Source organism: Bacillus thuringiensis (assembly GCF_001455345.1).
Classification (GTDB): Bacteria; Bacillota; Bacilli; order Bacillales; family Bacillaceae_G; genus Bacillus_A; species Bacillus_A thuringiensis_N.
The window spans coordinates 3,445,774-3,458,237 of record NZ_CP013274.1; the positions used below are offsets into that span (position 1 = coordinate 3,445,774).

The following is a 12,464-nucleotide window of genomic DNA, read 5'->3' on the forward strand; positions in this document are numbered from 1 at the left end:
TTATACTGCTTCTATTTCAAATTGGACTGTAATACCACTTGGGTCTACTACTGTAAACCCATTTATAGTTTCATTTATTTCATGCTGCTTTTCTATTAATCTTTCTTTCACTTCATCTAAAGCTTCTCTATGCGGTAATATAATTGTATATACCTTAAGTCCCGTTGCATGTGCTGGCGGATGCGGGTTGTTTACTCCGTTCCACGTATTTGCACCAATATGATGATGATAACCGCCGGCTGAAATGAATAGGCAATCCTCTTCACGCTGTTGCACTTCAAAACCGACTGTTTCTACATAAAACTCGTGTGATTCCTCTACATCAGCTATTCGTAAATGTACGTGCCCAACGACAGTATTAGCAGGTAATCCATCAAGCTCATAATCAAAGAGCGTTGCTAATTCTTTTAAATCAAGCGGGGTACTTCCTCCCGGTCCTTCTCCCCATTGATCGCGCGGACGGTCTGCATAAATTTCTATACCATTTCCCTCTAAATCTTGTAAATAAAACGCTTCGCTATACGTATGATCACTTGCACTATTAAACCTTGAAATTGGTAAAATTTCATTTGAATATGTATAACGCCCCTCTTGCTCAGCTGGGCTATCAATTACGTTCTTATTACGAATTACACCAAACAATGCCGAAGCAAAAGCCTCACGAGTCGGAACTAAAAAGGCTACATGATATATACCAGTCGTACGCGGCTCTTGCAGCACCCCGTCTTCTAACTTTTCAAGAACAAGTAATGTGTTCTTTCCACCTTTTCCAGATAAATATGCTTTATTCTCCTCTTGCTTAATTACTTCTAAGCCTACAACATTCTCATAAAAGGCAATTTGACGTTCTAAATCTATCACCTTAAATTCAACATGACCAATACGTGTTTTCGGATGAATTTGTACCATGAATAACTTCCTCTCCAGCTCTCTTTTATTTTTATATAAGTTGATGGACAATAGCCACATTCAACGAACATAACTTAATTTTGTTTTTTCGTAGCATCAACTTTCAGCCATTTTTTTGATATTTCGCTTAATGTGCCATCTTGTTCTAAATCTTTTAACGCTTTATTTATATCTTCTAACTTTTCGCTCTTTTTTGCAAATGGAAATGCAATCTCTCCCCATTTAAGTGGACCAAATCCTACTTTCACATTATCTAAGTCCGCTTTTTTAATTGTTGTTTCTACTTGCACTTTATCATTATAGTAAGCATCTACACGGCCAAGTCCTACTTCGTTCAATTCTGCTGTTGGATCCTCTGAGAACGTTTTAATTGTAAAAGCATTATTTTTATTTAAAGCTTTTAATTCTTGTTCCCCAGCCGTACCAAGCCCAACACCTACAGTCTTTCCTTTTAGATCTTCTAGCGATTTAATTGTATTATTATCTTTCTTCACCGCGAAAACAGATCCTGAATATACATATGGAATTGAAAAGTCATATTTCTTTTTTCTTTCCGGAGAAACCGATAATTCATTTGCAATCGTGTCAATACGACCTGAATCTAATAAACCGAATAATCCTTCAAAATCAGAAACGTTCCATTCAACTTTATATCCAGCTTTTTTAGCAGCCGCTTCAATAATTTCAGCATCAAAACCTTTTACTTTCTCACCCTCTTTAAAAATAAATGGACTACGACCTGCAGACGTCCCAACTTTCACTACTTTTTCATCTGTTTTTTTGCTCGCTGTATCTGAACCACAAGCAGATAAAAGCCCAATCGATACTGTTAATGCCAATGTTAGTAATAATGATGATTTCCTCATAATTTTCCCTCCTAAATAACGAAATGATTGCCTTCTTCTGAAGCATTCAATTGTCGCAAAAACTTTTTCGTACGCTCATTTTGTGGATTCCGAAAAATTTCTTCTGTCGTTCCCTGCTCTACAATAATGCCATCAGCCATAAATATAATACGGTCCGCTACTTCTTTTGCGAAATTCATTTCATGTGTGACAATAACCATTGTTATATGCTGCCTTGCCAAATCCTTAATGACTTGCAATACCTCGTTCACTAATTCTGGATCAAGTGCAGAAGTCGGTTCATCAAACAATAATACAGCGGGATTTAAAGCCATTGCCCTAGCAATACCTATTCTTTGTTGTTGTCCACCTGATAACATCGTTGGGTAGAAATTTTCTTTTTCAGCTAAGCCTACTTGTTTTAATATTTCTCTTCCTATTCTTTTTGCTTCTTCTTCACTTTTTTTCTGTACAACTGTTAATGGCGTTGTAATATTTTGCAATGCTGTTTTATTTTTAAATAAATTATAGTTTTGAAAAACCATTGCTGTTTTTTGGCGTAATTTTATTATTTCCTTTTTATAAAGCTTCTTCGCATGAATCTCTAAATCTTCAATTCTAATACTTCCATCCTCTGGTTGTTCTAATAAATTTAAACATCTTAATAGTGTCGATTTACCTGAACCAGAAGGTCCAATAATGACTACTACCTCCCCTTTACCGACAGTAAGTGAGATTCCTTTTAGTACTTCATTTTGTTTGTAAGACTTATACAAATCTCTTGCCTCAATCACACATATCACCTCATTTCTGTTACAAGTATGGTGCATCCAGTTTCTTTTCTAACTTTTTCTGTCCCCAGCTAATTACAATTGTAATAATCCAATATACAATCGCTACCGCTAAGTAACTTTCCATATAACGATACGATTGTGCCGCTAACATTTTCGCTTGCGCTAAAATTTCAGCCACCCCAAGCGCAAAGGATAACGAAGATTCTTTTAACAATCCAACAAAATTATTTCCAAGTGACGGTACTGCAACACGAATAGCTTGTGGAAAGATAATCTGTCGCATAGCTTGCGCCTTTGTCATTCCAACTGATAAACAAGCATCCATTTGTCCTGATTCCACAGCATTTAATGAACCCCGAATAATTTCTGACAAATACGCTGCATTATTTAAACTGAGACCAATTAAAGTCGCTTGCATCGCTGTAAGTACTGTAAAGGTTGGGAATATTTGCGGCAATCCGAAATACAACACAAACAATTGAACTAATAAAGGTGTTCCTCTAAAGAAAGATGTATATACTCTTGCAATAGAATATAAAAATTTTGTTTTGTTTTTCTTTATGATTGCCAAGCCAATCCCTATAACAAAAGAAATAATCATTGAAACTACAGTAATTCCTAAAGTTATGTATACATACTTAAATAATTGCGGAAAACTTTCTAAAAAATACGTTACATCAAACTTCACTCTATCCCCCCTCTCTAAATAAAAAACTCTTCTTACACATATAAGAAGAGTTGAATGTTAATCCATTTCCCCTCATCTTCCAAACGCTTCATACGTTTGCTGGAATTAGCACAGTACTTGTGTAGCCTGTTGCTGAGATTTCATCGGGCCAGTCCCTCCATCTCTCTTGATAAGAAAACTAATAAATTTTTCCATTTATTTCGTTGTTATTATGAAGAATACAGTTAATTATATATAATGTCAATAGGAAAACTAAGAATTAAATTCAATACTTTTCCAAATATCTTGGTCCTTACATTCACCGAGTCTTGAAGCGTATCATTAATACTCGATAAACTGCACAGAAAAAGCCATGCTTTCTATTGTTAATAGAAAGCATGGCTTTTTTATAGATTATTATTCTTATCGCATTTTATGTACTTCAGCAACTAACTTTCCGCCCTGAATACCCATGTAAAGCTTCACAGGTGCATCATTCGTGTTTTCAAATACTAAATCTAAGTATGGGTATGCAATCGTAGCATCTCTTCCTTGTGGAACATAGCCTACTGTTTTAGAATGTGTCGTTCTCTCTACCATTTTTAAACCAGCTTGATCTGCTGCATTGTATAAAGTTGATGATGTTTGACAAACACCACCACCGTATCCATCTACTAATTTACCATCTACAATTTCTTTTCCTAATTGATATCCTTTATCTGGCGTTGTATCACCAATTAATGCATTGAAAGAGAAACGGTCTCCTTTTGCTAATACAACTCCATTTATGCTCGCTGCTGACAAACGAATATTCTCAATACGGCCACCTGTTGAGCCACCTAAATTCGTTTCATATCTACCAATTACCGTACCACTTCCTTGCGCATCACTTAGTGTTGCAGTAGGCTTTTTCTCAACAATAGGTAATTGATATGAAGAATCCCACATACCAACGTTTAATAATTTATCTACTAACTCTTTTTCCATCAATTCATAAGCAGGTTTTCCTTCTTGCCAACTCCCATCAGATGCTAAACGTGAAGGAACCATCTTTTTGTCAACGCTTTTCCCAACCTCGCTAGCAACCTTTGTTACCGATTTTTTAAATTTTGCTTCGTCTTCAAAATAGCCTAGACTCGATAAATCTAGCTTTTTCACTTCCGTACCTGTACGACCATCTACTAAACTAATAGAATCCTGCACTTCTGCTTTAGCCTCTACTGCGTGGCCACCAATATCACTTACTAATGCAACATCACTTACTTTTGTACCACAACCACTTACTACAGCTACACATAAAACCCCAACTAATATACCCTTTACTTTACGGAACAATATACTCTCCCCTTTTCCCCAATACTACTTTTATGTATTATTTCATTTTTATGTATGTTTTGTTACAATCATTTTACAATATATTTATAAATTGTTACAAGTTATTTTTTACTCTATATAAATTACTCTTTTCTTTTCTAAATGTCTACACTTATTTACATAAAAGTTTGAGTTTGATAGAATTGTAACCTTTATGTAACCCCATTCTTTTATCCAGTATATACCATAAAACAAAAGAAATACAAATGTAAAAACTCCATATTCTTATTTATAAAGAAACTTCTCTTGAACATAAATAGGTATTTGCCGTGCCATCGCTCCGCTTTTACACATACATTATGGTGAATTAACCTATTTTAAAGAAACGGAGGATGTTTTTATGTATCCCTACAATCCATACGATCCATATAACCAAAATGGTTATCAGCCTCAATATGATTTACAAGCACAATACCAACAATATATAGATCCAGCAGAGCAAGTTAATCCATATGATCAAAATCGACAATTTCAACTCCCAATCTCTTTTCCTGGTACTGGAAATCGCCAACTAGAAAGACGAGTAAATGAGCTTGAACAAAGAGTACGTCAATTAGAAAACACAGTTGAGCGTCATACACGTAGATTAAACCGCTTAAACCAACGTTTACGTACAGTAGAAAACAGACTAAATATTCCATTTTCAGCATTAGAAGACGGATTTTAATTTTGAAAATAAAAAATATATGAAGGAAGGGGCTCCCCCTTCCTTATATAAATTGACGAAAGTTTTTTCCATCTCTATACTGATAAGAGTTAATGAAATGAAACAAGGTGATAAATATGGATTTTGAAATAAATTATCTTTCTTTTTATGTTGTACAAGTAGAAGGAAAAGGTGAAGCTGTTGATAAGCGCTACAAACATTTTCAAACATTAGACGCTGAAGAGTATGAAGATAGCTCCCTAAAAGAATTTTTGAATGGAGAATTATTAAAAATTTCAAAGCGAAAAGTAGAACGTCATGCGAAAACAGAACAAGCTCCGACAAAGATCGGTCGCTTCATTGTAGAAGAAGGACACGAACTTGATTCAAATCCTCATTACAACCTATTTAATCGCATTCGCTTTGCAGAAACAAAAGAAAACTTCAAAGATATGAGCGAGCCTCTCGTTTATACATATCTTGACACAAGTGCTGTACGCGGTGGTGTATTTTTAATCGCTCAAGCAAAACTACGCAAATACTTTGATGATCCATTCGTTTTCGTTATGAAATGTGACTTCGAGCCGAAAGTCGCTTCTATTTCTGATGAATCCACACTGATTCGCAACGTTGAAATGGCCATTACAACAAAAAACATGAAATCTATCCAATATCCGTACATGCCTGAAGAAGGTATGGTCGAAGTGGGCGAGCTAAAGATTCACCAAGCATCACATGCCCGTTACTTTGAAGACTTCTTAAAATTCGTCGAATACGAACGCTCTATGCCTGAAATTATGAAAACACAAGTAATGGACATGGTATACGACCAAATTGAAGATGTATTTGAAGAAGGTACAGAAGAACGCGAACAATTCGACCAAGCAATGGAAGTATGGGCTGCCAGTCCGAAACGCGAAATTATGGAACAATTTTCAACCGAAGAAGTAATGGAAGCTACCGCTCAAATCGTCGAGCATGCTCCTGAAGTGGAATTAAAGCTAAAAGCAGATCATATCTCTGTGAAGGCCCTGCTTGCTGATTTCGGGGATCAAATACATATCGCAAAGGTAAATGATCGGTACGTATTAATGATTGAAGCCGATACACTTACGTTTGAGAAAGGCTTCTCTCCAATTGAGTTTCTGAAGCCAGACGAGTTGCAAGACGTAATTGAACGGATTGAGAATAAGCAGCAGTATGGCTACGGATCAGGAGAAATTGAATAGAATAATGTGAAAAATCCTACCTCCTTATAAGAGGTAGGATTTTTCACATTATTCACGTACTTTTCTATTACTATCATAAGACAACTTTTTAGTTTTATATACTTGATTTAAGGAGGGAAATACAGATGATTATAGACTATCTTCCTCATTCTTTAACTAAAATCAGCATGATCTCCATTGAAAAAATAAATCCATTGTATATTTCACACATCACAAAAAATTACTCAAAAAAAATGACCAATACTATTGAATATCTCGATCCATTTGATCTACTATTACCAGTTGAAAAACATCCTCAAAAAGATGAATACATTTTAGTGGGGAAATACGATTGTTATAACTTTATAGCTAATAATCAACACATAAGACAAATACCCTGTATTATTGAAGATTTCACAGATAAACCTTCACAATACCTCAAAATACTTCGTAGACTTCATAACAAAGGCGATTCTAATAAAACCAATAGACAATTTATTTTAAATAAACTTGAGGAAAATCATTTCCCTCTATTACAAATTTTAAAACAGACAGGTTTTACTAAAAACGATTTACGCGATTACAATTATAAAGTAACCGTTCCAAAAAACTACATAAACAGCCATACCACTGAAAAAACTGTGAATTGGATTAATGATTTAAAGTTAAAAAGTAATACTAAACAATTTTTATATAAATGCGCAGGTCTTCCAATAGGAAATCATAAGAGATTAACTGAAGAGAAGAAAAAATTCCTCCAACATTTCTTTGCACATGCAAAAGGATTTGAAAAATTAACTATTCATCAACAGATTAACATTCTAACTCACGCCCTAAATTTCAAAGCAATAATGACTGCTCAATTACAGCAACAAATTAATTGCTATTTAATACAATGAATTTAAATTTATGTAGCTAGAAATAGAGGAGAATGTCATTTAACCTCTACATTCTCCTCCATCTCAGCCAAATACCTAATCTGTCTTTCCGCCTTTCTCACCGCCGTACGAAAATGCTTTTTCAAAAGTTCTACTGTAGATTCACTTATATAGTATCTTTCCGTTATACTTTCCCACGTGTCACTACTTTCAAATGTACTCCAAACGAAAGGACGCTCTGTATTTTTTCTCATTTCTTTAAATACCCATTTCCGCATCTTTTTTTTCGCTTTTTCTGTTAGTTTGCCGTTTTCTACAAGTTCAAGCTCACCATGTCTTTTATATCTTTTAGTAATATCTCTCTCGCTATATGCTTTAAGAAGTATGTTCGCTGTATTCTCAGCATCCGCTAAAGCTCGGTGTTGCTTCCCTTCCCACGTTAAACCAAGCTGTTCTACCGCAAATTGTAAACTTGGTGTATGTTCAAACAATTCTTCATACGCTTGAAAAACAAATTTTTGTAAATCCATTCTTCTTTCTTTGTCCATACATGGGCAATCTACACCATGTAACGTACAATCATGAGATAGAAATCGATAATCTTCTTTCCCCCATGTAACAAATATAGAATCTTCTCCGATAAACTGAATAAATTTCTCTATAATTTGCGGGAATTTCTCGACAGCAATTAAATCTTTCTTTGTAATTCCCGTTAATTTTGTCGTATGACGAGTAAGAAGTGCTCCCGGTTTTACTAACTCCGAAAATTCTCCAATTACCTTCATTGTACTTGCTTCTATTTTTATAGCTCCGATATCAACTATCTCTGACGGATCTTCTGATTTATACGGCCTGAAATTTCTCTCTATATCAAACACAATAAAATGTGTAGCGTTTTCCAATTTATTTACCTCTTTCTACATTCCTTTTCACACACATACTTTATTTTCAGTATTTATTTAATCATACACTTTATGCATGTAATACTTCGTCTAAAAAACGAAAATTCAATTTCATTATTATATGTACATAGAAGGCCATTCAATAAAAAATGCAAAAAAAAAGAAGGGCAAGCCCTTCTTTTTTCCATAATTACTTCTTGTTAACGTTTGTAGCTTGAGGTCCACGGTTACCTTGTTCTACTTCGAAAGTAACTTCTTGACCTTCTTCTAAAGTTTTGAAACCTTCGCCTTGGATAGCTGAGAAATGAACGAATACGTCTTCTCCGCCTTCAACTTCGATGAATCCGAAACCTTTTTCTGAGTTAAACCATTTTACTTTACCGTTTTGCATGTAAAAAATCCTCCTACAATGTACCTATATGTACATATTCATTTTCAACCACTTTACAAAAATAAGTCAGACATTAAAAAAACTGCAACTCTGAGGAGATTTAACATTGCTATCCTCCTCGGAAGTTACAGCTCATTTAAATCTCTATATTATTAAAAGTAAAATGGTTTAAATATAATATATCATATCAATATAATAAAAGCAAAGTTTTTTTTGCTATACAACTTTTTTCTTCCACTGCATCGCTTTTGATTCACCTGATCCAGCTACAACATAGCCTTCTTTTTCGTTAACGATGCGCCAGCCATGCCCTTTAACTGAGTCGCATACTGTAACAATTCCTTCTTCTAAAAGTACACGACAAACAGTACTAATCCCCGCCTTATTTTGCGTTGACGTTGTATATAGCACATGTTGATCTACACTTAAGTCTAAATAGCTACTTGCTTTCTGCTCGCTTTGACATGTGTGCCAATATGTTTTTTCATTCTCAATACTTTCATCTATTTTACAAAAAGAGATATTCCCGCTAATCCCTTTGCATGATCCACTGGCTGCTACTAAATAAGAATTGTGTAAAGTCAACGCCGAGATCATCTGATTCATCAAGATTTTAATCCTCTTTAATTTACGTGTCTCCAAATTAAAGAGCCAAACACCACCGTATTTAGCATGTATTTTCGTACCGATAAATAAGTAATGTTTATATAAAAACAAAGATCGAATAGATGGTGCCCCGCCACCATATTCAAGAAATGGATGAATAGTTTCCCATGTCGAACCAAAATCATTAGAATGATACAACGTTTTATCTCCATGAGCAATGACAGTTCCTAGTACATTACTACACACATTCCAACTCGTTGCTTTTGTTGGAAAACGCTGGACCGTCCAGTTCTCTCCACCATTCATACTACGAATAAAAATTCCTTCGTCACCTACACCATACACTACATTATCTTCGCTATGTAAATCCCTAATTCGTTTTTGAAAACCATTTAAAATTTGTTTCCATTCTCCGTCTTGTTCAATAAATAAACCATTATATGTAGTAGCTAACATAAGCTTTCCATCTCTTAACTTTGTAATAGCGGTCGCACTTAACATTGTCTCCACGTTGACACTCCCATTCTTAGAACTTCTCAGCAAATGCAATTGCAAAATTACTGCATTTTTCAACATCCTCTTCATCTTCTGGAGCTAGTTCGATTTTCAATCCTTCTTGTACAAGCTCTGCACCGCGTTCTACAAGGCGTTCTTCAAATATCGTTACCGCTTCACAAAACAGTTCATACGCCGTATCACCTGACCCGAATACCGCTACTTTCTTCCCTGATAAATCTATATTTTCTAAGTCATCATGAAAATCTTCTGCTTCAAATGGTAATTCACCATCGCCCCACGTATAAGATCCTAAAATGATCCCATCATAAGCTAATAATTCTTCAGCATCCATGCCTTCCATTTCTTGCAGTACTACTTCATGATCAAAGGCATCTAAACTAACTTTAATTAAATCAGCAATACTCTCTGTATTTCCTGACATACTTGCATAAGCTACTAAAATTTTCGCCACTTCGGCATCCCCCTCTCACAATAAATGATTCTCATTCTCATTATATTAATAATGAGAATCAATTTCAATTGTATTTTATTATTATTTCTGTTTACATCACAAAAAAGCACAGATGACTATACAATCATCTGTGCTTTTTTATTACTTTTTAAAAATACCAAATGGCTTTCCAACTGGTAAAACAACTTTTCCGAAGTGTGTATTTAACACTGCTGCTGCTGAACCATAGAAAGATAATAATGAAATAAGAAGTTCAGAATATGCTGCTAAATTATGCATTGCGTGTGGCATAACACCTAAAGTACTCAATGAAAGACCGATAAATAGGAAATCAATAAGGACGAAAATCATAAATAATACTTTATGTGTTTCCATTGCACCAATTGTCATAAAGATTGTGAAAATCAAATATCCGATAAAGGCTACACCAAGCTGTTTTGAATCTGCAGCTTGTGCTAATTTCTCGCCAAATACTCCAAGTTGAATTAACCAAGTCATTCCAACACCTAACCAAAATAGGCCGTACGCACCGAATGCTGTTGTACCGAATGTATTGTTATGCTTTGCATCGTGAATGCAAGCAAAGATTTGTGCAAATCCTCCTAAAAAGATCGCCCAAGGTAATACAAGTGAAACGCCATCTGTTAAGCCTAACTTTTGAGATGATGCTACAAGTGTTACCATCGCTAATCCAAATAGACCAATTCCAGATGGATCTGCTGTTGTCATTTTCACATGATGTGTAGTAGTTTGATTACTCATATAAACCTCCTGATTATAAACATACTCGAATACAATACTTAAATCAGAAGACTATGTCAATGGTTTTTTTTGTATGTTGTCAGACCTTACATTTTATAATGTTCTAATATACTTCCGACCACTTCACACGGTTTTATATTCACTTTTTCCAACTCTTGTATTGGTAACCACAACGGAATATAACTCCCTCTATCTTTCAGTTCGAATTCTTCAGCTCTACCACTTCCAAAAACTCCATCTATAATATGGGCATTAAAATAGTACTCCGTACCTTTAAACTCCACCTTTGCAATTAGATGTTCTATTTTTATATGTACCCCTAATTCTTCATAAATTTCTCGCTTTGTTGCTTCTTCAGGTGTTTCTCCTTCTTCAATTCCCCCACCTGGAAAAACATAATATGTTTCATCTTCTCGAATACGTTTTATAAGAGCAATTTCCCCTTCCTGCACAATGATTGCCACGCCGCGATTTCTTATCATTTTATTACCTCAATACCAATCGCAACTGTTCCCCACTTTTTTTCTTGTTCTTTCGTATATATTTTGTATGTACTTTCTAACATTTCCTCTAAACTATCATTTTGACAATCCAATAATTTTTTATCAATTTGTTCATACATTTCTTTAAAGCTTTCATATCGTTTTATTTCCGTTACTTTTACAGTCATCGTTGCCGCTGTCGTAAGATTCGTAAATACAATATGATCGCCTTGTTTTATGAGTTGACGTTTTTTATCGTATAAACGTACTTCATATACTTTTTTTCCAGATTGAATTGATTGAAAAGGTTTATTATATAAACCCATTTCGTATCTCATACAGCCCACTCCTTTTTGTTCATTTCACCTATTAACACAGCTCACCTTGCTACACCTTGCATATAATATTCCATACGTATCGCTTAATTGAGAAAGGAGGCTGAAGAATCATGTTATATTTAAATCAAAAACCAGAATATAGTAAGTATGATATCGGTGATTATACTTATAGTAAAGTAGGTCCAACTATTTTTTCTTGGAATGATGAAACGAAATTAAAAATAGGTAAGTTTTGTTCAGTGGCAGAAGAAGTTGTTTTCCTACTTGGTGGTGAACATCGTGCCGATTGGATAACAACTTATCCATTCAATGCCCTCTTCGGTGAAGGAGCACATATTACTGGTCACCCTTCTTCAAAAGGTGATATCGTAGTTGGTAATGATGTATGGATCGGTTATCAATCCTGCATTTTATCTGGTGTTACAATTGGTAACGGTGCCATTATTGGTGCAAAAAGTGTTGTTACAAAAGACGTCCCTCCATATGCAATTGTGGCTGGTAATCCAGCAAAATTTATTCGATATCGTTTCCCGCAAGAAACAATTGACAAACTAGAGAATCTTGCATGGTGGGACTGGGACATTTCTGTTATAAAAGGAGCTATTCCATTACTACTCTCCGACAAAATCAACGAGTTTTTTACCTCTTCCGAAAATGAATCTATATGATAAAAACAAAAAGAGCATCCTATT

16 protein-coding genes and 1 riboswitch are annotated in these 12,464 nt (G+C 34.8%); of the genes, 4 read left to right on the forward strand and 12 right to left on the reverse strand.

The window, feature by feature from the left end; all coding sequences use genetic code 11:
• The 5 genes from ATN06_RS17890 to ATN06_RS17910 all read right to left on the reverse strand — a co-directional run bounded on the left by ATN06_RS17890 (window position 1) and on the right by ATN06_RS17910 (window position 4,550).
• Complete coding sequence (locus tag ATN06_RS17890; RefSeq protein WP_060631763.1) at window positions 1–909, reverse strand: VOC family protein; 909 nt, start codon at window positions 907–909, stop codon at window positions 1–3.
• 74 nt (window positions 910–983) lie between these two features.
• The gene (locus tag ATN06_RS17895) at window positions 984–1,775 is read right to left on the reverse strand and encodes an amino acid ABC transporter substrate-binding protein (protein WP_060631764.1); all 792 of its coding nucleotides are present in this window, start codon (window positions 1,773–1,775) and stop codon (window positions 984–986) included.
• A gap of 11 nt (window positions 1,776–1,786) precedes the next feature.
• Entirely contained in the window at window positions 1,787–2,548 is a 762-nt protein-coding gene (locus tag ATN06_RS17900) for an amino acid ABC transporter ATP-binding protein (RefSeq protein WP_029439257.1), read from the reverse strand.
• A 19-nt stretch (window positions 2,549–2,567) separates the two neighbouring features.
• The gene (locus ATN06_RS17905) at window positions 2,568–3,236 is read right to left on the reverse strand and encodes an amino acid ABC transporter permease (RefSeq protein ID WP_060631765.1); all 669 of its coding nucleotides are present in this window, start codon (window positions 3,234–3,236) and stop codon (window positions 2,568–2,570) included.
• 69 nt (window positions 3,237–3,305) lie between these two features.
• A riboswitch (SAM riboswitch) is annotated at window positions 3,306–3,412 on the reverse strand.
• A gap of 226 nt (window positions 3,413–3,638) precedes the next feature.
• Entirely contained in the window at window positions 3,639–4,550 is a 912-nt protein-coding gene (locus ATN06_RS17910) for a VanW family protein (protein WP_060631766.1), read from the reverse strand.
• A 379-nt stretch (window positions 4,551–4,929) separates the two neighbouring features.
• On the opposite strand from ATN06_RS17910, the gene ATN06_RS17915 reads away from it, so the two are divergent.
• The 3 genes from ATN06_RS17915 (at window position 4,930) to ATN06_RS17925 (ending at window position 7,342) form a co-directional block, all read left to right on the forward strand.
• Entirely contained in the window at window positions 4,930–5,256 is a 327-nt protein-coding gene (locus ATN06_RS17915; RefSeq protein ID WP_046954610.1) for a hypothetical protein, read from the forward strand.
• Between the two features lie 116 nt (window positions 5,257–5,372).
• Window positions 5,373–6,464, forward strand: coding sequence for a DUF3900 domain-containing protein (locus tag ATN06_RS17920; protein ID WP_060631767.1), 1,092 nt, complete (start codon window positions 5,373–5,375; stop codon window positions 6,462–6,464).
• Between the two features lie 125 nt (window positions 6,465–6,589).
• A complete protein-coding gene (locus ATN06_RS17925; protein WP_060631768.1) occupies window positions 6,590–7,342 on the forward strand; it encodes a hypothetical protein in 753 nt (250 codons plus the stop codon).
• Window positions 7,343–7,377: 35 nt separating this feature from the next.
• On the opposite strand, the gene ATN06_RS17930 is transcribed toward ATN06_RS17925, so the two are convergent.
• The 7 genes from ATN06_RS17930 to ATN06_RS17960 all read right to left on the reverse strand — a co-directional run bounded on the left by ATN06_RS17930 (window position 7,378) and on the right by ATN06_RS17960 (window position 11,772).
• On the reverse strand, window positions 7,378–8,223 hold the full coding sequence (locus tag ATN06_RS17930; protein WP_060631769.1) for an exonuclease: 846 nt from the start codon (window positions 8,221–8,223) through the stop codon (window positions 7,378–7,380).
• Window positions 8,224–8,413: 190 nt separating this feature from the next.
• Window positions 8,414–8,614, reverse strand: coding sequence for a cold shock-like protein CspB (gene cspB, locus ATN06_RS17935; protein WP_001179150.1), 201 nt, complete (start codon window positions 8,612–8,614; stop codon window positions 8,414–8,416).
• Between the two features lie 216 nt (window positions 8,615–8,830).
• Window positions 8,831–9,730: a WD40/YVTN/BNR-like repeat-containing protein gene (locus ATN06_RS17940; protein WP_060631770.1), complete on the reverse strand. Its 900-nt coding sequence runs from the start codon at window positions 9,728–9,730 to the stop codon at window positions 8,831–8,833.
• A 16-nt stretch (window positions 9,731–9,746) separates the two neighbouring features.
• Window positions 9,747–10,190 (reverse strand): flavodoxin, encoded by a 444-nt coding sequence (locus tag ATN06_RS17945; RefSeq protein WP_060631771.1) that lies wholly within the window; start codon window positions 10,188–10,190, stop codon window positions 9,747–9,749.
• Between the two features lie 141 nt (window positions 10,191–10,331).
• Window positions 10,332–10,952, reverse strand: a complete 621-nt coding sequence (locus tag ATN06_RS17950) for an acetate uptake transporter (protein WP_000070938.1) — start codon at window positions 10,950–10,952, stop codon at window positions 10,332–10,334.
• Between the two features lie 86 nt (window positions 10,953–11,038).
• The gene (locus tag ATN06_RS17955; protein ID WP_060631772.1) at window positions 11,039–11,434 is read right to left on the reverse strand and encodes an NUDIX hydrolase; all 396 of its coding nucleotides are present in this window, start codon (window positions 11,432–11,434) and stop codon (window positions 11,039–11,041) included.
• A complete protein-coding gene (locus ATN06_RS17960) occupies window positions 11,431–11,772 on the reverse strand; it encodes an ASCH domain-containing protein (protein ID WP_060631773.1) in 342 nt (113 codons plus the stop codon). Before ATN06_RS17960 ends, ATN06_RS17955 begins: the two co-directional genes overlap by 4 nt.
• 110 nt (window positions 11,773–11,882) lie before the next feature.
• Here ATN06_RS17960 and ATN06_RS17965 point away from each other — a divergent pair, with 110 nt between their 5' ends.
• Entirely contained in the window at window positions 11,883–12,440 is a 558-nt protein-coding gene (locus ATN06_RS17965) for a CatB-related O-acetyltransferase (RefSeq protein WP_060631774.1), read from the forward strand.
• The last annotated feature ends 24 nt before the right edge of the window (window positions 12,441–12,464 follow it).

Excerpts from the sequence above, each read along its gene's own strand:
- ATN06_RS17890 (WP_060631763.1), bottom strand. The coding sequence starts at position 909 with ATGGTACAAATTCATCCGAAAACACGTATTGGTCATGTTGAATTTAAG.
- ATN06_RS17895 (WP_060631764.1), bottom strand. The coding sequence starts at position 1,775 with ATGAGGAAATCATCATTATTACTAACATTGGCATTAACAGTATCGATT.
- ATN06_RS17915 (WP_046954610.1), top strand. The coding sequence starts at position 4,930 with ATGTATCCCTACAATCCATACGATCCATATAACCAAAATGGTTATCAG.
- ATN06_RS17920 (WP_060631767.1), top strand. The coding sequence starts at position 5,373 with ATGGATTTTGAAATAAATTATCTTTCTTTTTATGTTGTACAAGTAGAA.
- ATN06_RS17925 (WP_060631768.1), top strand. The coding sequence starts at position 6,590 with ATGATTATAGACTATCTTCCTCATTCTTTAACTAAAATCAGCATGATC.
- cspB (WP_001179150.1), bottom strand. The coding sequence starts at position 8,614 with ATGCAAAACGGTAAAGTAAAATGGTTTAACTCAGAAAAAGGTTTCGGA.
- ATN06_RS17950 (WP_000070938.1), bottom strand. The coding sequence starts at position 10,952 with ATGAGTAATCAAACTACTACACATCATGTGAAAATGACAACAGCAGAT.
- ATN06_RS17955 (WP_060631772.1), bottom strand. The coding sequence starts at position 11,434 with ATGATAAGAAATCGCGGCGTGGCAATCATTGTGCAGGAAGGGGAAATT.
- ATN06_RS17960 (WP_060631773.1), bottom strand. The coding sequence starts at position 11,772 with ATGAGATACGAAATGGGTTTATATAATAAACCTTTTCAATCAATTCAA.
- ATN06_RS17965 (WP_060631774.1), top strand. The coding sequence starts at position 11,883 with ATGTTATATTTAAATCAAAAACCAGAATATAGTAAGTATGATATCGGT.